A 21,866-nucleotide genomic window follows, 5' to 3' on the forward strand; every position below is an offset into this window, starting at 1 on the left:
CTGCTATACTGTATAACTTGGTTCAAAATGCGAGCTGCAATTTAGTATCGGTCGCTTTCAAACTAAGATTTTATATCCATCCGGTTTCAAAAAGGGTGGATGTTAGAAGAACAAAACTTCCGGACTTTTCAAGTTTTGAATATTCAAAAGAATCTTTTTTACTTAAAGAGTATGATAGTTTTTTGAGCAATATTTTTTCGATTTTACACTCAGAAAAATGGTTGAGCCATCCAGATAAAATATACAAAGCTGAAAACAAACTTCTGCAACTTAAATATGCAAAAGAGATAGGTTTTAATGTACCGCATACACTAATTTCAACACAGCCAGATGAAATAAGAGACTTTTATTATTCGAATGGGAAACAAGTTGTCTTTAAGCCTTTTTTTAATTCGAAGATTGAGGAAAATGGTGTTGTTAAATTACTATTTACAAATTTGATTAAGGAGGATGATATAAACAGTTTGGAGCAATATGAGTTAACTCCAGTCATATATCAAAAATTTATTGAAAAAAAGCTAGAATACCGAGTTACAGTAGTCGAGGATGATATATTCGTAGCCTCTGTAAATTCTCAAATTCACCAGAAAACTGTCGTTGATTGGCGAAGGGGAGATTTGAAATTTGAAAGGGCGAACATTCCTTATCGAATTAAAGAAATGTGTTTCGACCTAGTAAAAAGATTCGGTTTAAAGTTTGGAGCAATTGATTTAATTAGAGATAATGAGGATAATTGTTTTTTTGTCGAGATTAATCCTAATGGTCAATGGGTATGGATTGAGATGGACACAGGGTTGAAAATATCAAATAGCATTGTAAAGTATTTAACTTCTCATCATGAAATTTACTAAGACTATTGTTGCTATATTCAATAACGTTTTACTAGGGATAACGGAACAAAATAATAGGGAATCAACAATTGAAAGTGAAAAACTGCTTCAGCACAAGGAGTTTTTGAAATCAATATTTGAGGAAGAGCGTTCTCGTTTGGAAAATCTTGAAAGCAAAACAAGCCAGTTGATTTCTCAGACCAGTATAATTATATCATTAGCTAGTATTTTCATACCTCTATTAATTGATAAGTCTAGTGAGTTAGTGATTTATTTAAAAATATTTTTATTAAGCCTACTTATTTCGACATACCTATGTTATACTCTTACTATTGTATATGCTCTCAAAAACTACAATCTGAAGAAATTTAAGTATTCCTCACCGGATCCAATTAATGTAACAAACTTTAGAAATAAATCAGTTGACGATTTTAATCGAGAACTTATAAAGGATTATTCTTATTCAATAGGAAGAAATCAAGAAATCAACAATACAAAGGCGACAAACGTAATAAAGTCATATAGTTGCTTCAGATTGGCAAACATATTTCTAAGTGTATTAGTAATAATTGTTTGTGTTTCGACTATTTTTAAAGGAGAAGATTATTATAAAGTGCAGTTAATGCATCCAATTGAAGCTGAAATTATGAAGCCGGTTAAACTTGAGTACGATACTCTCTTTAAAAGAGTTCATGCCGCTCAAAAAGACTCAATTAAAAGAAAGGATAAATAGAGCTCCAATTCTTTTTTTAACTCTTTTGGGTTGGTAGTTGCTCGTTTGATATTGCTACCTGCTTGAAAAAATAAATGACCCAAGGATTATAAATCGCACGCGCCGAAAATCTGGTCCTTGTCAATATAGATAGAGTTGAGTATCTATGATTTTAGAAATCAGAATCTGTTAAGTTTGTCAAAAATGGGGTGTTTTTTTTAAACATGAAATCTTACAATTTTGAAATAAGTTCTTATCTTCGAATAGACAGGTAGAAAGCGTTGAAAATCGGCTGTAATTCAGTCTTGACGCGCATTTGACACGATTTATTTGCAAAGGATTTATACCCAAAAAGTGACCAATCCCGTCTCGGGCACAAGCCTTTCCAACAAAGTTGGAGAGGCTTTTTTATTTTAGAGCGTCAAAAGCTCGCTTTTGTAAGCGGAAAAATAAAAAGCTCCACACGCCAGTGTGGAAAAGGCTAGAGTAAGCCCCTCGTGAACGTATCGGGATCATGAAATAATCCCGTCTCGGGCACATTTTTTAGGCTTTAAATAATTGATTTGCATCCTTTTTTGTTTTGTGTGCGTAGGTGTATTGATCTGGTTTGACTGTGCAAAGTATCTGCCAAGGGGCGTGCTAAATTTTCTTAATTTTGATTTGATTGCTACAAATTAACTGTCACGAGAGCACGTTTCGTTTGCCAATTCAGAACGAATATTCATTGTTGCGGCGTAGCCCGGAGCAAGCCACTCTTGCGCTTTGGGAAGAATTAGAAACTGGCTTTGTTCCCTGGAATCCATTAATAACATGATCTTCAAATAATTTCCCCTTGCTTCGTTAAAAAAAGAGAAAAATACTGGTTCCGGCAATCGTATCTGCAGCAATATTATCCATATAGTCAAACGCAGGTAATTATGCAATATAAGCAAAAGTTACCCTATCTGATGGTTTTATAGTTCATTCAACTTAAGCACTTGTCGAATTTAAGGGTTACCTTTATAACATGACTCAATTGAAAGTTGGAGATTATGTGAAACTCATAAAACCTTTAACGTCACCCTGCATCTACACAGTTTTAGAAATCGGTCCATTTTATGTGAATCTTAAAGGAGCCAAAGGATTTACATACAGGATTATTGATAAGACCTGTGTGGAAATTTTAGAACCTCAAGATCTGAAATGCTTGAAGTAGAAAAACATTAAAAGTTAATTTTAAGCATTCTTTGGATTGTACCATCCGCATGCGGCTATCGAAAAAACAAAGAGTATTTGTAGGTTTCACTCAATACGTAATTTCATCAGGGAGCAATCGTGAGAAAGATGTAAACTAGAAATATCATTAGCAGGACAATGCCCTGTAATATATTAGTTCGCCCCGTTGCAAGTGAAAGCATAATTGTAAATTGTGCCAGCACCAATAACACCATTGCCTTCATATCAATGCCTAGTATGATTTTCATCCCGGTTGTGATAGATACTATAGCTACAGCAGGAATAGTAAGCCCTATACTGGCAAGAGCAGATCCAAAAGCCAAATTCAGACTAGTTTGCAGACGGTTTTTTCGAGCGGCACGAAATGCTGCAAGACCTTCAGGAAGTAGCACTATTGCGGCTATGATAATACCTACCAGTGATTTAGGAGCCCCTGCTTGCTCTACTATGCTTTCTATATCGGGAGCTAAAACTTCAGCTAATAATACTACTATTCCAAGACAAAGAATCAGAAGCAGTGCGCTAACGTATGTTTCTTTTTTGGTCGGCGGTTCAGGGTAGGCATCCTCATCGCCTTCTGCATGGGGAGGTAAGAAGTATGCTCGATGTCTGATAGCTTGCACTAAGGTAAAAGCGATGTAGAGTATGAGGCATCCCGACGCAACGAAACCTAGTTGTAGAGAAGTGTATTCGGAGCCAGATGTACTGGTAGTAAAGTTGGGGAGAATAAGGGTGAAAACCAATATTGCAGTTAACGTTACCAAGGCTGCACTTACGCCTTGCAGGCTGAAAACCTGTTCTCTGTAGCGAACGCCCCCAACTAAAAGACAAATTCCCACTATTCCTGTTAGAATAATCATAACTGCAGCCAGTACAGTGTCCCGCGCAAGTGTTGCTGTGCTCTGACCACTATCTGTAAGCATCAATGAAACGATCAGGGATACTTCGATTATGGTAATAGCTACTGCAAGGATTAGTGTGCCAAATGGCTCTCCCATACGATACGCTACTACTTCTGCATGATGTACAGCAGCAAGTACGCTGCCTATTAACAAGAAAGCAATTACCGGATGGAAGAACGGATTTTCAAAACCGGTCAAGAGACTTCCCCCATAGGCAAGCCATGCTAAAAGCGGAATTACAATTGTCCACAATGTCAGATAGATGCGTTGTTTCATTTGAGTTTTTAAAATTTGGGGATATGCCTGGCAGGGCCGGAGATACTGATAGAAAGCATAGTTAATATGTTTTTTGAGTGTTATTAAAGCGTCAAATTTTGGAACGAGTTTTCAACAGATTTTCTAATGATTCATAGTATTCAACCAGGTCCTGATGGCTTATCCCTTCAATGCTCATTCCTGAAACCTTTAAAGACATTTCTTTAATTTTGGCGGACAAGTCTGGGAACTCATTGGTGATCTCTATGGTTTTGTTTACAATATCCTGTTTTATTTCGTTTATCGTTTTCATAACTGAGCGCTTGTTAAAGAGCAATTTTTATATTTTGGCTCATTTGTTATTGCAAGGGTCTATCTGGAACAAATAAAGATCACAAGACCAGGTATGCAAACATTCCTGCCGGCAACTCTTTAACCCACCCCACCTTCGCAAAGGATAAAAAATTAAGTTTGAAGTTTACGGACTTCCCGGTTCAAATGCTTAGTTGCGAAAGCCAATGGTTTAATAATTTATACAGGATGTAATTACTAACCGGAAGAAGAAAAGAGTTGAGCTATTATAAGTAAAACACCATGAGCGCTAGGTGATACTGCTTTGGATTGCCAAGTTACTGCTACCCATGTAAAGATACGGTTTTTGGCTCCTGTTGTCTCATTTTCTTTCATGCATGATTGGTGTATCTATAGTGAACGACAGCCCCCGGTAGTAGGGATGCTTTATTGTGTTGCCGGCACTTTTCGCAGCTTTAGAAGAACCATTATTGGGCTTTTCGTTCTGTTGTTTTCAGGCGCAATAAAATAGGTTATTAATGGTGGTGTAAATTTTATTGAGGCTACTTAACGGAAAGTGTATGTTCGAAGTACTTATTCAATTCAATTGTTGTTAGCATGCCTTATCAAATCCTGTTCTTATCATAATTCTACCCACCAAATCTTTTGCAATACGATATCTTGAGACTTTATGAATAAATGGTTGATATCTCCTGGTGACGCGTACATGAAGGGAGCGTGTTTAATTATCAGCTCCATCATATCAGTGGAAGAATTGATAGATTCTATTTTGAAGGCGTGAATTTGACTGATATTGTCTTCGTCAAATTGGTCTACCGGCTTTCCCTCACAGGGATACCTGATAATTGTGTTTCCTTCCTTCAATAACAATAATTGTGCTGGTGTTATTTTTTGCGTTGACATAAACTGGGTTTTTGGATAAAGGGAAGTGAATGTAAAAATCAATTTGTGATCCAGGCGACTTAGTCTAAAGGTACTATCTTTTTAACCGTTTGGTGGCAGCAAATTTTGTAGGTCAGGTTTGAGGCTGCAAGTTTATTATAAATGTTCACCTGCGATTGGGTAAGTACTTGTAAATCCATCAATTTATGTAGATACTTACGCTGAGTGCACTAATGAGATCGAAAAGGCTTGCATGGGTAACAGGTATAATTGCAAATCCGCGACTGAAGATGTAAAATCTGATATAAGGGTATTCTAAATGTCGAACACTTCTGGCCTTGGAAAGGAAAAAATATTGTATTTGCGGTTATCCTGTCTTTTCTTGCCCCTGATATTAACCCACCGCTTCCACAGTATTTCTAATTGAAATTCGGACAAGGCTACTTGTTCGCCGTTGGATAATTCCATCCACTTATCATTTTCTCTTTCTTTATGCTCTCTGAAGCTGATTATATTAACCTGGCGCATCGTTATCTATTTCAGGAAAGATAGCGATTAATTCGCCAGCTGATCGATAAAATAATTGGCAATTCGCTATCCATAGTAATATAATTAAATCCATTTGGCCTGCGTTTCGCATCCCTGGTACTGTTTAATGAAACCACCTATACCGGCGAAGTATTACCCAGTTTACGAAGCATCTGATAATGGCTTTTTAAAGCAGCAAAAAAATTAGGATAACTATAGTACGGTATTCCAAATTCAGCAGTGGTTCTTTTTACAATCGGCGCCAAACTTCGGTAGTGTACATGAGAAATATGCGGGAATAAGTGATGCTCTACCTGGTAATTAAGGCCGCCAATTAACCATGAGAATAATTTGCTTCCCGGAGAAAAATTACAGGTGGTTGCCAACTGGTGTACCAGTCTTTGATGTTCCAGTTTACCCATGCTGTCTGGCAATGGATAGGAAGTGTCTGGCATTACATGGGCAGTTTGGAAAACGGAGGATATACAAAGTCCGGTTACAAAATGCATTGCCAAAAAAGCCAACACAACTATCCATGCGGCAAATGGTGTAAGTATCAAGGGCAATACCAGCACATAAGAAAAATAAATCAGCTTCCACAAAATGATCTTTGAAAGTATTTTTTTAAACTCTCCGCTGTCTTTAATCAATCCCAGTTTTTTGTAACGGTACAACCGGATAAAATCCTTAGAGGTGATCCACGATACAGTGGAAAGACCGTAAAAAAGCCATACATACAAGTGTTGAAAAGCGTGTAAGCGATTTCTCTTTGCATGTGGTGAAAACCGGAGGAAAAAGGGGGCATTAATGTCGTCATCATGTTCTTCAATATTAGTAAAGCTGTGGTGTAATACATTGTGTTGTAGTTTCCAAACCTCATCGCTTGCGCCTATCAGGTTCATGGTGTACCCCATCCATTTATTAATACCCTTGTTTTTGGAGAAGGAACCATGTAAGGCGTCATGCATAATGCCCATGCCTATACCCGCCATTCCAAAGCCACTAACAACAAATAATGCGAATAACTGCCATACCTGTACAATACTTCCGAAATAAATAAAGCCTAAGGGTACAAGATAAAGCGATAGCATAAAGATACTTTTGAAAAGCAGCGATTGATTCCCATACCTGCTTTTACCTTTGGAGCTAAGATAGGAGGCAACACGGTCTTTTAGTGTCGTTGAGAAGTCAGCATGTGCTGATTTATTAAATGATAGCTTTTTGATAAATGATGATTTGAAGAGTGAATAAAGAAGCCGCAGCAGTCGGTAATAAAGTAGAATCGTGTGGTATCCGTTCGGATAACCGTTACAAATTGTAATGTGTTAACGAAGTCTGTGTGATGGCAAAGATACACTATTAAATTCAGCCCGATTGCATGATTTTAACTATACCAATATCTTAACATAACAACCATATTTATGTGCTGCCATATATTGAAAGGTATTGATAATATATGGTACTAAATCTCGATGTTGTACAGATAGTCGATTTAAGAGATGAGCACAGTAGTACAAAGTTTCAAACTCTTTTCAACCAGGTAAGCATCTTTTAGATCAGAATTCCTGTTTCACGAATGGCAGGCCAGGTATTTGTTAACGTCCATTGTGGAATTCTGTCAGGATTCAATAGTAGCGAACGGTATACCAAGTCGAAGAGAGCCCGCTGAGTAAGCGAGGCTGGCGACATTAAGGGGCGAAAGCAAAGAGCTTTATGGCAGATAGTGTATTCCATCTACAGGGTAAGTTCCCACAGGCAATGAACATATGCCGGAGCTTAATAGGATAGTAGCTAAGATGAAAGATCCCGGACAGCTCTGTGAGCTGTTTCACCTTTTTAGTTAAGCAGGCTTTTTACTCCTCCAACAAAAGTTTTGATGTCAAAAGGTTTATGTACAAAAAGGTCAGCTTTGCAGTGCAGTACATTGGCAAACGTTAAATTGGCAGACATCAGGATTATCGGTACCTCTGAGGTGCTTTTTCTTTTTTTCAGGTCTTCACAAATGTCAACCCCGTTGCCATCTGGCAGCATAATATCGATGATGAACAGATCGGGAATGTATTTTCCCAACTCTGAATAAAATGCGGTTGCTGTAGGAGCTATGTAAAGATGGTCTGAAATATTTGTTAACAGAATCTCCAAAACATCCCGTATGCCGGGATCGTCCTCAACTACCATGATTCTTTTGTGATCCATTTTTACGATCTTTAAATTACATGCGACTTTGTTATCATTAGCCGAAACTTTCATGCCAAATAACAGTGAAACAGCAATTGGGACTCTATGTTTAGACAGGTCAGGCACATCTGGAAGAAAGATTTAGTAGTTCGCAATGTTACCCCAAAAATCCTGAGGCAATTGTTATTCGTTTTGGGGTTAATTTTCCAATCGGGCAAGAAATAAGACAGGCGGGTTACGGCAGGTTAGTTGCCTGATAGAAGGGAAGTGTGAACTTGAATGTTGAGCCTTCACCTTCTTTGCTTTCTACGAAAATAGTGCCCTCGTGGCGTTTGATGATACTTTTTGTAATATACAAACCAAGGCCAATTCCAGAAATGGACTTGGTGTAGGTGTTTGGAACACGAAAATAGCGGTCAAAGATTTTATTGATCTCAACCGGCGGTATACCAATTCCCGAGTCTTTAACGGTTACCACTATTTCGTTCTCGTTTTCAGCAGCAGTTATGAAAACATCACTGCCGGCAGGAGAATATTTGATGCATTAGAGATCAGGTTTACAAAAACTTGTTCAATGAGTCTTTTATCAAGTATAACCGGTCTTAGTTTTTGAGGATTATAGACGAGGCGATGATTTGGGGATATCTTTTCAAACGCGGCGATTTGTTCTCTTATGATAGTGCTGATATCAGTGGATTCCATCCGCATGGGCATATCGCCTGATGTAAAGGTTGTGGTGTCCAGTAAAGTACGGATTAATTCTACCAAACGACTGACCTGGGTGTCAATCGTTTGTAGCATACCGGCAGTGAGTTGGTCTTCGCTTTTTTCGAACCTTTCCAGCAAAATTTCAATGAAAGCTTTTACAGTTGTAACAGGAGTTTTTAATTCATGACTTGCGATTTTTATAAACTCATCTTTTTGCTCCTCCAGAACCTTTCGTTTGGTTATGTCACGGGTAACTTTAGCGTATCCTATGATTGCCCCACCATTGTCAACAATGGACACCATAACCCCGCTCATGAAAAAGCGGGTGCCATATTTTCCAACATGCCATCTTTCATCCTCCGCGCGCCCTTTAACCCCGGCGGTTTGTAATTCAAGTTCATCTATTCCGTTGGCCACATCTTCTGAGGTGAATATCAGGGAAGTGTGATGCTCTATCGCTTCTGTTTCCGAATATCCGAATATTAATTCAGCACCTTTGCTCCATGTCATGATTTTAGCGGAAGCGTCGAAAGTAATTATTGCAAAGTCTGTAGCCGGGTCGAACGTTAGTCGCATCAGCTCGTTTGATTCGGCAGGCATAGCACCAATTTTATATCTCTCCTTAACCTCAGGGAACATAAGCGAATTGCCAGCTAAAGCTCCCCGGTGATCTATAACATTCGATAGTAAAATATTAATCGTAAGGTGTCTTCCGCTTTTTGTAACGATTATGCAGTCGAATCGCTCGGTCATCATTCGGGCAACCTGATTAGCCTTATCTACAAGAGAGTTGAAACTGTCCGGTGATAGCAGTGCAGACAAATGCTTTCCGGTTATTTCTGAAGTATTGTATTCAAAAAGCTTCTCAGCACCATGGTTCCATGTAATGATGATGTGATCTAGGTCTGCAATGATACAAGGTTCGTTAATGGTTTCGATTAGCGAAGATGGTACGTAGTAGTCTTTATTGTGGTTCATTTAATTCTAATTATTATTTGGTTAGCGGCTACAATCTTCAATTTGTTTCACATCACCTCTGCATGCGTTGGGCTGAACTTGTTCAGCAACTGTCTGACTTGTTGTCGAAAAACGTCAATGGAAAAAGGCTTTTCAACGAAAGTGTCTACACAGCATTCAGCTGACTTTTTTGCGTCTGGATGTGCTGGCATAAGAATGACCGGCAGCTCTTTTAAAGTCTTATGACTCTTAATTTCGGTACATATGTCAATGCCGTTGCCGTCTGGTAGCCTTACGTCTAATATTATCAGGTCGGGAATTTGCTTGCTGAGTTCTTGCCGGTAAACTCTTGACTGTAGTACGATCATTTCTAGAACAGAGCTATTCGCTGCATTTGTTCAAATCGCCTGAAACTATTTTTATAGAAAAGAAAAATACGCACATGAATGTTGTTAAAGTTCTTAGCTCAATTGTATCAACTCCATTACTGGTAAGAATGCCTTTAGGCACTATATAAAGGCTTTCCAAAAGTAACGTTTAAAAAGCACAGCAAAGGCAATTATGCAAGGTTTGTAAAATTTATCAGTACAAACGGTATATTATGTCTACCTTTAAATCTAACAGTCAACAGAAAGACGAAATACACATCTACACCACTCTATTATAAGCTGCACTCACTTGTGTTTTATTATTACTGCCACTGTGTAATTTTTTTTCAACTTGTCTTTTGGTAAAAAAGACAATAAATTATATCGAATGAATAAAGATGGTTCAAAGGCTTTGTCTTTGTTAAAGGTAACGTTGAATGGTGAAGAGCTAACACTGAGCAACGTATTTGTAACGGGTGATGCCATAGCTTTTTGGCAGGCTGAAAAACAAACAGTAATAGATCTGGCTTCCTGGTACTGGTATAAGGACCTGGAGAGTAAAGAGCCCCTTTACATAGTAACGGAAAGAAAGATACTTGGTTAAATTAAATTTGTTCTATGACCACTAGTAAAGAAGTATTTGACTATGTTAAGTTATTAAGTGCTAAAACACTTAATCCGCAAATACGTATTCGTTTATCCGATTTATTATCTGAGTTTCCCATCTCGGCAGAAAAGGTACTTGTTCTGCTGGTGGAGTTAGAGAACAGAAGATTGATTGATATCCATAGGGGTAATATTCCTACCATCAGTCTTACCAGGTATGGAATTCAGAATGATAACCCAGGCGGAGGGCTTGAGAGTTATGAAGACTGCTGAGAGAAGAATTGACCTGCCTGGCTTATACACTTGAAATATATAATGAGATTTTTATGCTCACCCTTGCGAAACAGCGTAAAGTATGCGCCGTTTATTGCAAGAATGATATAAGTATTGGTCGTGGAAAATGGAGGTAAAAGCGTTACTGAATCGCCGATATTAAAACTGGGCATAACGTGAAGATACATTTTTTTTATGGCTTTTCCCATTGCATGCGTTATTTAACAGAGATCATTGTATTTGAATGTTGAACCAATACTATTTTTAAAATACAGTTAAGTATTTCTTTTAAAACAACCAAATATGCCCATGTACGGCATTTTATTCGCTATGGTTTTTTTTATAATCAGCATATACCTTTTATCGTTTCCTGACGAAAATATGCCTGACATTAGGAATGCCGGACTCGCGTTCATCAATTTCAAACTGGTCAATGTCTTTGATCAAAGGAAGCAACTTTGAAAATCCAAAAATTCTCGGATCGAAGTCGGGTTTTTTCTTGATGATAAAATTACCAAGGTTTCCTAAAAAAGCCCATCCTGATTCATCTGCGAGATCTGCTATACTATCTGAAATTAATTTTACAGTGTCGGCGTTAATATTACTATTCAATTTTGGTTGATGGTTTTGTTTTCTGCCGGATGGCAATCCTTTTCTTGCCGGAGGGTTATTATTGAGAATTTCCAGGTAGATGAATTGGTCGCACGCTGAAATAAAAGGCTGAGGTGTTTTTTTCTCACCGAAACCAATAACCCGCATACCAGCTTCCCGTAGTCTTGTAGCCAGGCGCGTGAAGTCACTATCACTTGAAACGATACAAAATCCTGTAACCTTATCTGAATATAGAATATCCATTGCATCTATGATCAGCGCACTATCACTGGAATTCTTTCCTTTGGTATAACTGTATTGTTGAATAGGTGTTATGGCGTTTTCTAATAGTACGCTTTTCCACCCTGCTACTGTTGGTTTGGTCCAATCTGCATAGATGCGCTTTATGGTAGGTGTTCCCATCCTGGAAATTTCTTCCATCATGGCTTTTACGTTTGCGTAGGGCACGTTGTCTGCATCGATCAATACAGCAAGTTTATCATCGGTCATTTTGTGTAATAGTTTGAGATTTATATAGCCTGAGTGATCAAGCCCTTCTTAAAGGTATTAATGTTTTGTTTAGTGCTGTTTATTACCAGCATTTTTAGGCCCTGTAACAAACAGCATTTATGTTCATCCCCGCTCCAACAGAAGCGAAAAGAATAATGTCTCCCCGGTTTATTTCGTGGCCGGATATCTGATTCGTTCTTATTAAATGGAATAGGGTAGGTATCGTAGCTACTGAACTATTGCCCAGCCATTGTATACACATAGGCATTACATTTTCCGGTGCAACAGCTTCATAGAGTTTGTAAAACCTTTGTACGATCTCCTCATCCATTTTTTCATTGGCCTGGTGAATGATGATCTTTTTCAAATCATTGACAGAAACATTGCCCTGATCAAGACATGCTTTCATAGCAAGGGGAACGTGCTTCAATGCATATTCGTATACTTTTCTTCCTTTCATTTTCATAAATAGGGTATCCGTATCACCAGGTTTAAAGCAGCCCGACATATTGATATAACTAACTTCCTCCATGCTATGGGTTTGTGCACAACAACTTAAAATTCCGGACGCTATATCTTTAGTTGCATTATATTCCATTACAACCGCGCCAGCCCCATCGCCAAATATCATACTATCCCGATCGCTTGAGTCAACTACACGGGAAAGAGTTTCAGCTCCAATCAACAATACTTTACGGGCCATTCCTGCCCTAAACCAGGCATGAGATTGAATGACGGTATGTAGCCAACCGGGACAACCTGCAAGTACATCGTAAGCGATACAATTGGGTTGTTTGATGCCTAAGATATGTTTTACTTTACTGGCCAGCGACGGTACATTCTGAGTCTGGTAAGTATCGTAGGAAACATCTCCGAAATTATGGGCAACTACTATCTGATCCAAAGTCTCCGGATCAATTTTACTACTGATTAATGCCTGCCAGCCAGCGGAGGCCGCCATGTCTGAAGTGTTAATATGTGCTGCGGCATAACGACGTTCGGTAATGCCCGTTATATCCCTGAATTTCTGGATTGTTATTTCTGTAGATACCTGGATCGGATGACCTGATAATTCAAAAAACTGGTTATCAAGAAAAGCATCGTTGGTTTGAATATGGGTAGGTATATACGCGCCGGTACCTGTGATTAATGAATTAAACTGCATTGTTTATAACTTTAGTTAGGCAATTGTTGGTCTAGCTTACCAGATGGTTGCCTTACTAATTACAGCAGTACAATCAGCGAAGTAATTGATAATTCTATAAATTTAAGCTTTTTTACCGGTAGTATCTTCGAAAATTATCTAATACGATTACGTGAACATTGGTTTGTAACCCGGTTCACTGATTCAAAGAAGATAGCCGTCCAGAAACTTTAGTTTAGGATGCATGGATCACTTTTTGAGTTTTGAAAAAACATAAAACATTTCTGAAGCCATCTGCAAACTTCTTTCAGCATAGATTTTAGCTTGTTCCGGCGTGCCATCTGAAACTTTAGGGTCGTCGAAATTGATGGGTATTCTTTTTTCTGCTCCGGCAATGATAGGATAGCTACCGTCGGCCTGATGATGAAAAGAAGTTGAAGTTGCTCTACAAAAATACCTTGAATAAAATTATAGCAATCCGGATGACGATTGCGGAAATTTATAAGCATATCACCTGGCTATGTGGTCGTACCAGCTTTTCTAAGATTTTCAAAACAATAGATAGAATTCAATCCAGATATAAAAAAATCGATAAGCTAATTTCGCGGCATCCATTTATTTAATTGATTACTGATCCGTTTTTTTTAGTAATCCACCTATCGAATAACAGCATTGGTCGAATTTTCTACAGATAGCCTTGTCTGACTTTTACCTTCGTCTTTCAATACTTTCTTGTGATAGGTTAAATGCAGTTAGCAATGTCTATCATCTAAACAAAACAAAATAAAATGAAATTAACACGATTTTCATCACTCGTTTTTTCTAATGCTTTCTCACATAATTAGAGCCAGGGATTTATAACTAAGCAGGCACTTCCTGCTGTAGCCAGGGATGCGACGAAAGTCTGTTCGCGGGTAGCGAAGCTATTCGTAAGCATGTAGAGGGCTAGATTGATATACATAAAACATTAACTGATTGGAACAGATACCAAGTCGGGCAACTTTCAACTTTCCAAACGTGTTAATTCTAAAGCAGGACGAGGGGGATTGGAACCATTCTGTCAATTTAATTCTTTCATACTATCACCTTAACCAGCCCAATAAACCAAAGCTATGGCGGCAGAGTTTTTGAAAAACTACTACCAGAAGATCGCGAAGATATCAGATAGAGATTGGGACGTTCTTTCCAGTCATTTAATAGTAAGAGAATTTTCCAGAAACGAAAAGATTCTGGAAATAGGGAAAACAGAAAATTATATATCTTTTGTGCAGGAGGGAGTATGCCGGACTTTTTGTAAAAAAGACAGCGAAGAGCACACATTGAGCTTTTCTTTTCCGGGGGACTTTGCCTGTGGCTACCTGTCTTTTTTGAAGCGTTCTCCCTCTTTTCTAAGCATACAGGCATTAACGCCTACAATAGTTTGGAGTATCAGTTATGAAGATATGGCTTGTGTATATCAGGAGTCTGGCGTTGGTAACTATATCGGTCGGAATATTGCAGAGGGGCTTTATATTCGGTCAACTGAGCGCCTTATTTCATTTATGGCTGATTCTGCAGAAAAACGGTATGCGGAGCTTTTAAATGGAAATCCAATCCTTATCCAAAATATTCCTCTCAAGTATATAGCCTCTTATATAGGGATTACACCACAGGCGCTCAGCCGTATACGAAGGGCCATTTTTTAACATAGGTTCATTTCCTGAATTAGATAGTTGCTTTTCTTTGTGCCTCCTTATATCAAGAAAGTTTTGATCATTCTTACCAGGCTTAAGTCTTTAGAGCGGACCGTTAGCTGTATAAGAATCGTTGGCAAATTTTATCTGCTGTATAAGCTAAAATATAAATGTATGAAATTTCTTATCCTCCCTCTAACAGCTTTACTAATTAGCTTTGTAACCGTAAGAGCACAAACTTACGGTACATGTAATTTTAATGGGACTAATAGCACCTCCGGCAATGTAGTTGTTGCGAGAGAAGTGAGTAGTTCTTTTCCCATTGTACCCCAAAATTTACCGGCGACAGTTGTATTTGGCAATAATGCCAGTACCTCCGTTTCAGGCCTTAACGAGGTAGAGGTAATTGCGGGAGATATTACTAATAGTACCGGGGGCGATCTTTCAGAGATAGTTATTCCTATAAAAGGAATCGCTTTTTGGACCCAAAATGTCGCCGGAACTCAGTTTCGCTATCTTACATGGAACGTGGGCCAGCAAAGATTTGAAGGAATATTAGGTGATGGCAGGAGTGTGTATGTTACTGTATTGGGCGGGAAAGTAAATGGTACTGATTTACCTGCCAGTCAAATTCAGTTAATGCCCTATAATAGTGCGGCCTCCGGCTACACTTTTGCCACAACGGCTGCGGTGCATCCTACTGCATCCTTTACAGATGGGGGAAGTGGAACCGTCTATAGCACCTCACCGGCTACCCAATCGATGCCAACCTCGCTGCTTTCATTAAAATCCGGACCGGTTGCCAATGGTGCAACAATAAGCGATGTAAGTGTAAAGCTGGGACTTCAGATTGTAGGTGGAGGAGATGCTTGGGTAAATTATGCTGCAGATTCTGGTCCGGGAGACTATGACTATTACTTTTACCTGGATGCTACGTTTATGGGTATTCCGTACGACTATGGTGATGCTCCGGCTTCTTATGGAATAGCCAAACACGCTTATGCAATGTGTGCAAACCCGCTATACCTGGGAAGCGCACGGCCTGATTACGAGATATCAACCGGCGGTTCTGCACTTGTTAATGCTGATAATACTAATACTTCCGGCTATAATGATGAAGATGTTACTGCTGTAGATTATACTGGAACCAATGTTTATACGTTTACAGTACCTTACACAAACAGCACCGGCAGCCCAGCTTATATAAGCGGGTGGATTGATTGGAACAATAACGGCATTTTTGAAGCATCAGAGCATGCCACGGCAACAATACCTGCGGGGGGCACTTCCATCAACCTAACCTGGAGAAGCTCCGGAGCCGCGACCGGCGAAGGTACAATTCCGTCGGGCGTTACTACCGGTTATAAAATAACAAGATTGCGTATTGGCAGCTCAAGTGCCGAGATTAATAGCGCTACAGGAACCGCCACTAATGGGGAGGTTGAAGACCTTAGGATAAACGTCGTATCTGTATTACCTGTTACCTTCGGAAATATTGAGGCGTATATTCAAAACAACCGGCTTTTTGTAAACTGGCAGAGCTTGCAGGAAGTGAATAATGATCATTACACAGTTGAAGTATCAACTGACGGTGAGCATTTTCAATCGATAGGGACAGTTGTTTCAAAAACTGGTGGCGATAGCTCGATCGCGGTTAGTTATAGCTTTACGAAGGATTTGACTGGTGGTATAGTAATTGGAACGGTCTTTCTAAGTATAGCACTATTAGGATCTGCCGGAAAAAGAAAAAGATGGACCACAACTGCAGCTATTATAATGCTAACTGGTATTGGAATTGTTGCTTGTAAGAAAGACGCTACAACAAGTTTAAATGCAGGTGAAAAATTATTTGTTCGCATTGCGCAGTCCGATAAGGACGGCACTGTATCCTATTCGAAAGTAGTGCAGATAATACGGAGATAAAAAACTATGAATGGTTTTGACCTATATAGCTTTAATCTCATTGTTTCTATAGGCGGCAGGGCCATTGGAAGTATTAGATGTTGAAGTGTTCAAAACACGAAATATATTAAAATAACTAATCATGTATTTTGTTTAGAAGGTAGAAAGCCGTCTCCTGATTTTTCCAAATCATGGTTTCGGTTTTCTTCTGTTGTTGCCACGATTCTTATTTGCCTTTTTTGATCAAGTACAATCCTTCGTGCCATATAAAATTATCCAAACCAGGGTTACCCGCTCCTTTTCTAAATATATCCTGGCTAACCAATAAGCTGATATATGCTAAATGGAACTGTTGCAGATGGAGTGGCCCAACCCTGGGAGCAATTAAGGGCGCAGGAATTATGATATTATTTGAACCGGTATTACCAGATTCTATCCATAGTAATTGCTGATAAGTTGAGTTGACCTGGAAAAAGGCCCCGCACGAGAGTGTGGAGAAGGTTTGAGTAAACTCCCTGTGAGAGTGTCCTGGATCATGAAATTATCCCGTCTCATACCAGTTAAGAAACGTCAAGAGTTTTTCTCTGTAGGTTGAGGAATAAAAAAACTCGCACCCTGGTGTTGAAAAGACTTGAATAAAATAGATGACCTATTTCCACCAGTATCCTTTTGGAGTGGAGAATTCTAAAGGAGTTACGGACAAGTATAAATGTTTATATCTGTCCACAACTCTCACCACATCTGCCAACGCTTGGATATCAGTTCCGGACTTATTAAAAAATGCCTGCCCGTCCCAGATATCTTTATAAGATCCTGACTTTGCACAATTTTTGAACTAACTTATTAAATTTGTAGTTCACTTTAAAGCCTTCTAAAATGAAAATGAATGTAAGCCCTATCAGTTCTAAAAAGGACTGGATTACTCCTGAAACCATAGAAAGTTGTATTAACGGTAGTGGTGGCGCCGGCTCCGACTTTGCCAGCGAGTTTGATCCAACCTCCTGATATGGCTATTATTATTGGGTGTGTAGGCAGAAATGAATTGATAGCTACATCCCTGAAGCAGGCGCAGAAATGGATTGCTTCTGCTTTCCCATGTGAAGTGTTTTCTTACTACCAGGATGATCATACTTTCATTGGAGTAGGGGGAGCTGCTATTGCCTGCACCGGTGATTATGTCGCAGTAGTGGACGCCCGTTTCAGCCCGGAACACGTGATAGATCTTTTCCTCAGATATGGTGAAGCCTGTGTGGATCAGCTGGAAGGAAGCTACTCCTTTGTGATTTGGAATCGTTCTCTAAAGAAACTATTGCTGGCTGTTGATCAGATTGCGTCAAGACCTATGTACTATAGGGATCATGGTGAATGTTTTTTGTTTTGTTCCCAATTCGATGGAGTACTGGCCACATTGGATGTACATCCCGATTTCAATCCTGATTGTATATCGGAATATGTCAGTAGGAACGTTGATGCCACTTTGACTTATGTAAATGGGATACATCGACTGGCAGCTGCCGGTTATTTCTACTTTGGTATCAGTGAAGAAATAAGGGTGAGGAAAGCATCGGGATTTGCCTATCGTAAGATTGATGCTCCGGAGACTAATACAGGTTGGGTTACTGCTTACCGGGAAACTTTAAGGCAGGCGATAACTGATGCCTTGTTGACTGATGTTACAGTAGGTGTAACCTTAAGCGGCGGACTGGATTCTTCTGCGATAGCCTGCATACTCGCTGAGACATTGGCCGGGGTAGGACAAACCTTACATTGTTTTTGTGCAACGGTGCCGGAAGGTTTTCCCGATTCTATTACAGATGAGCGAATATATATGCAGGCGGTTGCTGAGAAATATCCGAATATAAAGTTGCACTTTATTGATATACCCGAAGCAGGTATCTTCGACGGACTGGATGAAGCAATAAAGACAGAGCCTACTTTCCCGAATATCTTTCACTATCATGATCGTGCAATCCTGGAAGCTGCCAAAGCCTGTGGAGTGCAGCAGCTATACACGGGGTATGGGGGCGATTACTTCGCCTCCTGGCAGGGTGATAGCATTGCTTTTGCTTACTGGAAAAAGCAACATTACAGGAGCGCGTTCCGTTTGTTGAAGCAGCGCGCACAGGCTGAAGGCATCTCGTTGCAACGTTCCTTTTATAGTAACATTATTCGTCGTAGCAATGCCTTTAAATGGTTACGGAGTATATTGAAAAGAAGCAACGCCTGTTCTCTCGAACCCTCCAATGTGCTGAATTGTAAGTTGAATGACTTGCCGGAACGCGAAAGAGAGCTTCTGGACCACAAAGCGCATGTAGCTTCAATCATTCGTGATGGCAGCATGGGACGAATCGTTTCAGGTATCAATGCAACGGCAGCAAGGTATGGCATTCAATTCACATTTCCTGCTTTAGATCTCAACCTGCTTTCTTTCCTGGCAGCGATGCCGCCGGAATTATTTGTTATAGATGGCAGGCGACGCGGGATGATACGGAAAGCTATGCGGGGAATAGTTCCGGATCTGATTCTTGATCGAAATGATAAACAGCCCTATAGCCCGGGATTTCATCACCGCTTTAAAGGTAGTCAAACCACGATCCACGAACTCTTATACCCTGAGTCACCACAACCATACGAGCAATTTATTAGTCTGCAACCACTCCGCGATTACCATCATCATTGGCTGTCAGGAACAACCTCGAAATACGTGTCGGGCTCCGATATCCGCTTTATGCAGTGGATCACTATTTTGTTGATGCTCCGGAGCAAACTGGGTAAAGAGTTGTTGTATGATGTTTTAGCGAATACTCTTATATATAGATACGGCTCAAATGGGTACTGCAAAAGAGTAAGTATTATAATTAAATAAAAAATCCTTACTTATGATAGTAAGGATAATATTATATAACCAGGAATTGTTTGCCTGGTTGCCTGGCTGGGTTGTGGCTGTTACGACTATGACTGAATGAACGCTAAAAGATCTTTATTGATCGTTTCGTGTTCTGTGGTTGGCATCCCGTGCGGGAAACCAGGGTATGTGATCAGTTTTCCGTTTTTAAGTAATTTTGCAGATTTTATAGCCGAATTTTCTATGGGTACAATCTGGTCATCTTCACCATGCAGCACTAAGACCGGTAAATCAACTGCTTTTAAATCTTCTGCAAAATCGGTTTCAGAAAAAGCTTTGATGCCGTCATAATGAGCAACGATACCACCCATCATTCCCTGTCTCCACCAGTTTCGCTGTATACCTTCTTTTATATCGGCACCTGCTCTGTTATAACCATAAAAAGGGAAGGTTATGTCGATATAAAATTGATTTCTGTTGTTCAGCGTCTGCTCCCTGATGTTGTCGAAAACCTCCATAGGAACACCGTCAGGATTAGTGTCACTTTTTACCATAACAGGAGGAACAGCGCTGATTAAAACCGCCTTCTTCGCTCTTCCCTTAGCATATTTATTCACATAACGAATTACTTCACCGCCACCAGTAGAATGACCAATGTGTACTACGTCTTTTAAATCTAAAAACTCAACCAGTTCAGCCACATCGGAAGCGTATTGCTCAATGGTATGATTGTATATGTTCTGGCTGGAGCGACCGTGCCCTCTTCTGTCGTGTGCTATTACGCGATAGCCTTTTTGCAGGAAGAAAATTACCTGCGCATCCCAATCGTCTGATGATAAAGGCCATCCATGGTGAAACATTAGCACAGGTCCTTCACCTTGATCTTTATAGAAAATTTCGGTTCCGTCTTTTAATTTTAGTGTGCTCATTTTGTTTAAAGTTTTAATGTTATGATGGGTATATAAAGTATTGTCTGTCGTAATCCTTAGCGAATGTAACACAGTTAAATTCAATTGATCTTAACCCAGGTTAAGATCGCTTATTTTAATGGATTTTATTTCCAGTTACTTAAGTGATTCAAAGCACTGTAGTAGTAAACAATTCCTATACCGGTGGAAGCAGGCAATATGTTTTCACTGAATATTTCTGTTAAAAAATGGTAACCTCCATTCATCCCGCTGATAATACTGCTTTGTAAACCTGAATTGCTTTTCTTTCCTGATTCAGCTTTCCGGATATCTTTTTTGAGTGATGGTGGCATTAGCTAACCAGGTTGAATTTTAGTGAAAAAGATAGAGAAGGAACTTAGTCAGGGCGCCATAAAACCATTGCTGCAGTTGGTGGCATTTCTGGCGAGACACAGGTTGAGGCAATGGTTGATATAGTGGTGAAGGATTACTTTTTTTTATGTTATGAATTGGGATATTAGAAAATAAGGGTAATGAAATAATTGTAGAAATGAAACTTATTGCTGGAATTGTACGGTATTGTTTTAGACCGTAATTTTTTTATATAAACTTTTTTTTTAACGGGAATGATCTCACTTTCTTCTATACATTTGTAATGCGAAAATGAATAATTGATCCATCTGCTGTAAATGTGATGTGTCATCAATAATACTATGCTCATTTGTTTATACCCTTCACGATTTTGAATCGTAAAACCATTACATGCCGGTAGATATAGTTAAGAAAAATAATGTTACTGTAAGAAATGAAAGTGCGGCGCAAACGATTGTATTTGCGCACGGATTTGGCACCGATCAAACTGCCTGGGAAAAGGTTGCCGCTGCATTTTCAAATGACTTTAAAATTGTATTATATGATAACGTGGGGGCGGGACAATCGGATCCCGGCTCATTCAGCCCGAACAGGTACGACACGCTTCACTCTTATGCGGAAGATTTATTAGCTATTTTACGGTCACTAAATCTGACAGATGTTATAATGGTAGGCCATTCGGTGAGTGGTATGATCAGTCTGCTGGCGTCTGTTAAAGAGCCAGAGCGTTTTAAAAAACTGATACTGGTAGGTGCTTCACCACGCTACCTGGATAGCGATGGTTATAAAGGCGGTTTTACGCAGGAAATGCTCAACGGGCTTTATTCGGCAATGGCAAATAATTATTACGCCTGGGTGAGCGGTTTTGCACCAATGGTTATGGAAAATGTGGATAGGCCCGAACTCGCTGAAAGTTTTGCACAGTCCCTGGTAGCAATCAGGCCGGATATTGCACAGTCTGTAGTCCGTGTTATCTTTCAGTCTGATCATAGAGCAGAGCTGCCTAACGTTACTATTGATACATTGTTGTTGCAAACTCAGCACGATAGCGCGGTTCCGGCAGAAGTGGCGTTGTATTTAAATAAGCAAATTACCAATAGCCAGCTTAAAACCGTTGCGGCCGAAGGGCATTTTCCACATATCAGCGCCCCTGATGAAATAATCAGGGAAATTAAAAACTTTATCGGGTAATATT

General features: G+C 39.5%; 22 protein-coding genes. 9 read left to right on the top strand and 13 right to left on the bottom strand.

Annotated elements, in window-relative coordinates; genetic code table 11:
* Positions 1 to 95 precede the first annotated feature (95 nt).
* Together ACLOAU_RS19280 and ACLOAU_RS19285 are read left to right on the top strand one after the other, a co-directional pair.
* A complete protein-coding gene (locus tag ACLOAU_RS19280) occupies positions 96 to 851 on the top strand; it encodes an ATP-grasp domain-containing protein (RefSeq protein ID WP_427863541.1) in 756 nt (251 codons plus the stop codon).
* A complete protein-coding gene (locus tag ACLOAU_RS19285) occupies positions 838 to 1,563 on the top strand; it encodes a hypothetical protein (protein ID WP_427863542.1) in 726 nt (241 codons plus the stop codon). Before ACLOAU_RS19280 ends, ACLOAU_RS19285 begins: the two co-directional genes overlap by 14 nt.
* Positions 1,564 to 2,843: 1,280 nt before the next feature.
* Here the strand turns inward: ACLOAU_RS19285 and ACLOAU_RS19290 are convergent.
* From ACLOAU_RS19290 to ACLOAU_RS19330, 9 genes are all read right to left on the bottom strand, one after another.
* The gene (locus ACLOAU_RS19290) at positions 2,844 to 3,935 is read right to left on the bottom strand and encodes a calcium:cation antiporter (protein ID WP_427863543.1); all 1,092 of its coding nucleotides are present in this window, start codon (positions 3,933 to 3,935) and stop codon (positions 2,844 to 2,846) included.
* Between the two features lie 91 nt (positions 3,936 to 4,026).
* Positions 4,027 to 4,227, bottom strand: coding sequence for a hypothetical protein (locus tag ACLOAU_RS19295; RefSeq protein WP_427863544.1), 201 nt, complete (start codon positions 4,225 to 4,227; stop codon positions 4,027 to 4,029).
* Between the two features lie 620 nt (positions 4,228 to 4,847).
* Complete coding sequence (locus ACLOAU_RS19300; RefSeq protein WP_427863545.1) at positions 4,848 to 5,129, bottom strand: hypothetical protein; 282 nt, start codon at positions 5,127 to 5,129, stop codon at positions 4,848 to 4,850.
* 294 nt (positions 5,130 to 5,423) lie between these two features.
* A complete protein-coding gene (locus ACLOAU_RS19305) occupies positions 5,424 to 5,636 on the bottom strand; it encodes a hypothetical protein (RefSeq protein WP_427863546.1) in 213 nt (70 codons plus the stop codon).
* 137 nt (positions 5,637 to 5,773) lie between these two features.
* A complete protein-coding gene (locus tag ACLOAU_RS19310) occupies positions 5,774 to 6,727 on the bottom strand; it encodes a fatty acid desaturase family protein (protein WP_427863547.1) in 954 nt (317 codons plus the stop codon).
* Between the two features lie 745 nt (positions 6,728 to 7,472).
* Positions 7,473 to 7,832, bottom strand: a complete 360-nt coding sequence (locus tag ACLOAU_RS19315; protein WP_427863548.1) for a response regulator — start codon at positions 7,830 to 7,832, stop codon at positions 7,473 to 7,475.
* Positions 7,833 to 8,049: 217 nt separating this feature from the next.
* Positions 8,050 to 8,355 (bottom strand): sensor histidine kinase, encoded by a 306-nt coding sequence (locus ACLOAU_RS19320; protein ID WP_427864305.1) that lies wholly within the window; start codon positions 8,353 to 8,355, stop codon positions 8,050 to 8,052.
* Positions 8,319 to 9,500: a PAS domain-containing sensor histidine kinase gene (locus ACLOAU_RS19325; protein WP_427863549.1), complete on the bottom strand. Its 1,182-nt coding sequence runs from the start codon at positions 9,498 to 9,500 to the stop codon at positions 8,319 to 8,321. Before ACLOAU_RS19325 ends, ACLOAU_RS19320 begins: the two co-directional genes overlap by 37 nt.
* Positions 9,501 to 9,547: 47 nt before the next feature.
* Positions 9,548 to 9,847 (bottom strand): response regulator, encoded by a 300-nt coding sequence (locus ACLOAU_RS19330; RefSeq protein ID WP_427863550.1) that lies wholly within the window; start codon positions 9,845 to 9,847, stop codon positions 9,548 to 9,550.
* 388 nt (positions 9,848 to 10,235) lie between these two features.
* Between ACLOAU_RS19330 and ACLOAU_RS19335 the strand changes: the two genes are divergently transcribed.
* Together ACLOAU_RS19335 and ACLOAU_RS19340 are read left to right on the top strand one after the other, a co-directional pair.
* A complete protein-coding gene (locus ACLOAU_RS19335; RefSeq protein ID WP_427863551.1) occupies positions 10,236 to 10,451 on the top strand; it encodes a hypothetical protein in 216 nt (71 codons plus the stop codon).
* 14 nt (positions 10,452 to 10,465) lie between these two features.
* Positions 10,466 to 10,726 (top strand): hypothetical protein, encoded by a 261-nt coding sequence (locus ACLOAU_RS19340; RefSeq protein ID WP_427863552.1) that lies wholly within the window; start codon positions 10,466 to 10,468, stop codon positions 10,724 to 10,726.
* 360 nt (positions 10,727 to 11,086) lie between these two features.
* Here the strand turns inward: ACLOAU_RS19340 and ACLOAU_RS19345 are convergent, their stop codons facing one another.
* Both ACLOAU_RS19345 and ACLOAU_RS19350 read right to left on the bottom strand, forming a co-directional pair.
* Positions 11,087 to 11,827, bottom strand: coding sequence for an NYN domain-containing protein (locus ACLOAU_RS19345; RefSeq protein WP_427863553.1), 741 nt, complete (start codon positions 11,825 to 11,827; stop codon positions 11,087 to 11,089).
* 94 nt (positions 11,828 to 11,921) lie between these two features.
* The gene (locus tag ACLOAU_RS19350) at positions 11,922 to 12,992 is read right to left on the bottom strand and encodes a 3-oxoacyl-ACP synthase III family protein (RefSeq protein ID WP_427863554.1); all 1,071 of its coding nucleotides are present in this window, start codon (positions 12,990 to 12,992) and stop codon (positions 11,922 to 11,924) included.
* Positions 12,993 to 14,083: 1,091 nt separating this feature from the next.
* Here ACLOAU_RS19350 and ACLOAU_RS19355 point away from each other — a divergent pair.
* The 4 genes from ACLOAU_RS19355 to ACLOAU_RS19370 all read left to right on the top strand — a co-directional run bounded on the left by ACLOAU_RS19355 (position 14,084) and on the right by ACLOAU_RS19370 (position 19,412).
* Positions 14,084 to 14,656, top strand: a complete 573-nt coding sequence (locus ACLOAU_RS19355) for a Crp/Fnr family transcriptional regulator (RefSeq protein WP_427863555.1) — start codon at positions 14,084 to 14,086, stop codon at positions 14,654 to 14,656.
* A 162-nt stretch (positions 14,657 to 14,818) separates the two neighbouring features.
* On the top strand, positions 14,819 to 16,567 hold the full coding sequence (locus ACLOAU_RS19360; RefSeq protein WP_427863556.1) for a GEVED domain-containing protein: 1,749 nt from the start codon (positions 14,819 to 14,821) through the stop codon (positions 16,565 to 16,567).
* An 855-nt stretch (positions 16,568 to 17,422) separates the two neighbouring features.
* Entirely contained in the window at positions 17,423 to 17,551 is a 129-nt protein-coding gene (locus ACLOAU_RS19365; RefSeq protein ID WP_427863557.1) for a hypothetical protein, read from the top strand.
* Between the two features lies 1 nt (position 17,552).
* Positions 17,553 to 19,412, top strand: a complete 1,860-nt coding sequence (locus ACLOAU_RS19370) for an asparagine synthase-related protein (protein ID WP_427863558.1) — start codon at positions 17,553 to 17,555, stop codon at positions 19,410 to 19,412.
* Positions 19,413 to 19,498: 86 nt separating this feature from the next.
* Here the strand turns inward: ACLOAU_RS19370 and ACLOAU_RS19375 are convergent, their stop codons facing one another.
* The gene (locus ACLOAU_RS19375) at positions 19,499 to 20,320 is read right to left on the bottom strand and encodes an alpha/beta fold hydrolase (protein ID WP_427863559.1); all 822 of its coding nucleotides are present in this window, start codon (positions 20,318 to 20,320) and stop codon (positions 19,499 to 19,501) included.
* Positions 20,321 to 20,445: 125 nt separating this feature from the next.
* Positions 20,446 to 20,652 (bottom strand): hypothetical protein, encoded by a 207-nt coding sequence (locus ACLOAU_RS19380; RefSeq protein ID WP_427863560.1) that lies wholly within the window; start codon positions 20,650 to 20,652, stop codon positions 20,446 to 20,448.
* A gap of 409 nt (positions 20,653 to 21,061) precedes the next feature.
* Here ACLOAU_RS19380 and ACLOAU_RS19385 point away from each other — a divergent pair, with 409 nt between their 5' ends.
* Complete coding sequence (locus ACLOAU_RS19385) at positions 21,062 to 21,862, top strand: alpha/beta fold hydrolase (protein WP_427863561.1); 801 nt, start codon at positions 21,062 to 21,064, stop codon at positions 21,860 to 21,862.
* Positions 21,863 to 21,866: the final 4 nt, after the last annotated feature.

Origin of the sequence: Paraniabella aurantiaca (genome assembly GCF_050309965.1) — a bacterium.
In the GTDB taxonomy this organism is placed as follows: domain Bacteria; phylum Bacteroidota; class Bacteroidia; order Chitinophagales; family Chitinophagaceae; genus Niabella.

Excerpts from the sequence above, each read along its gene's own strand:
- ACLOAU_RS19285 (WP_427863542.1), top strand. The coding sequence starts at position 838 with ATGAAATTTACTAAGACTATTGTTGCTATATTCAATAACGTTTTACTA.
- ACLOAU_RS19290 (WP_427863543.1), bottom strand. The coding sequence starts at position 3,935 with ATGAAACAACGCATCTATCTGACATTGTGGACAATTGTAATTCCGCTT.
- ACLOAU_RS19295 (WP_427863544.1), bottom strand. The coding sequence starts at position 4,227 with ATGAAAACGATAAACGAAATAAAACAGGATATTGTAAACAAAACCATA.
- ACLOAU_RS19300 (WP_427863545.1), bottom strand. The coding sequence starts at position 5,129 with ATGTCAACGCAAAAAATAACACCAGCACAATTATTGTTATTGAAGGAA.
- ACLOAU_RS19305 (WP_427863546.1), bottom strand. The coding sequence starts at position 5,636 with ATGCGCCAGGTTAATATAATCAGCTTCAGAGAGCATAAAGAAAGAGAA.
- ACLOAU_RS19310 (WP_427863547.1), bottom strand. The coding sequence starts at position 6,727 with ATGCTATCGCTTTATCTTGTACCCTTAGGCTTTATTTATTTCGGAAGT.
- ACLOAU_RS19315 (WP_427863548.1), bottom strand. The coding sequence starts at position 7,832 with ATGGATCACAAAAGAATCATGGTAGTTGAGGACGATCCCGGCATACGG.
- ACLOAU_RS19325 (WP_427863549.1), bottom strand. The coding sequence starts at position 9,500 with ATGAACCACAATAAAGACTACTACGTACCATCTTCGCTAATCGAAACC.
- ACLOAU_RS19330 (WP_427863550.1), bottom strand. The coding sequence starts at position 9,847 with ATGATCGTACTACAGTCAAGAGTTTACCGGCAAGAACTCAGCAAGCAA.
- ACLOAU_RS19335 (WP_427863551.1), top strand. The coding sequence starts at position 10,236 with ATGAATAAAGATGGTTCAAAGGCTTTGTCTTTGTTAAAGGTAACGTTG.
- ACLOAU_RS19340 (WP_427863552.1), top strand. The coding sequence starts at position 10,466 with ATGACCACTAGTAAAGAAGTATTTGACTATGTTAAGTTATTAAGTGCT.
- ACLOAU_RS19345 (WP_427863553.1), bottom strand. The coding sequence starts at position 11,827 with ATGACCGATGATAAACTTGCTGTATTGATCGATGCAGACAACGTGCCC.
- ACLOAU_RS19350 (WP_427863554.1), bottom strand. The coding sequence starts at position 12,992 with ATGCAGTTTAATTCATTAATCACAGGTACCGGCGCGTATATACCTACC.
- ACLOAU_RS19355 (WP_427863555.1), top strand. The coding sequence starts at position 14,084 with ATGGCGGCAGAGTTTTTGAAAAACTACTACCAGAAGATCGCGAAGATA.
- ACLOAU_RS19360 (WP_427863556.1), top strand. The coding sequence starts at position 14,819 with ATGAAATTTCTTATCCTCCCTCTAACAGCTTTACTAATTAGCTTTGTA.
- ACLOAU_RS19365 (WP_427863557.1), top strand. The coding sequence starts at position 17,423 with ATGAAAATGAATGTAAGCCCTATCAGTTCTAAAAAGGACTGGATTACT.
- ACLOAU_RS19370 (WP_427863558.1), top strand. The coding sequence starts at position 17,553 with ATGGCTATTATTATTGGGTGTGTAGGCAGAAATGAATTGATAGCTACA.
- ACLOAU_RS19375 (WP_427863559.1), bottom strand. The coding sequence starts at position 20,320 with ATGAGCACACTAAAATTAAAAGACGGAACCGAAATTTTCTATAAAGAT.
- ACLOAU_RS19380 (WP_427863560.1), bottom strand. The coding sequence starts at position 20,652 with ATGCCACCATCACTCAAAAAAGATATCCGGAAAGCTGAATCAGGAAAG.
- ACLOAU_RS19385 (WP_427863561.1), top strand. The coding sequence starts at position 21,062 with ATGCCGGTAGATATAGTTAAGAAAAATAATGTTACTGTAAGAAATGAA.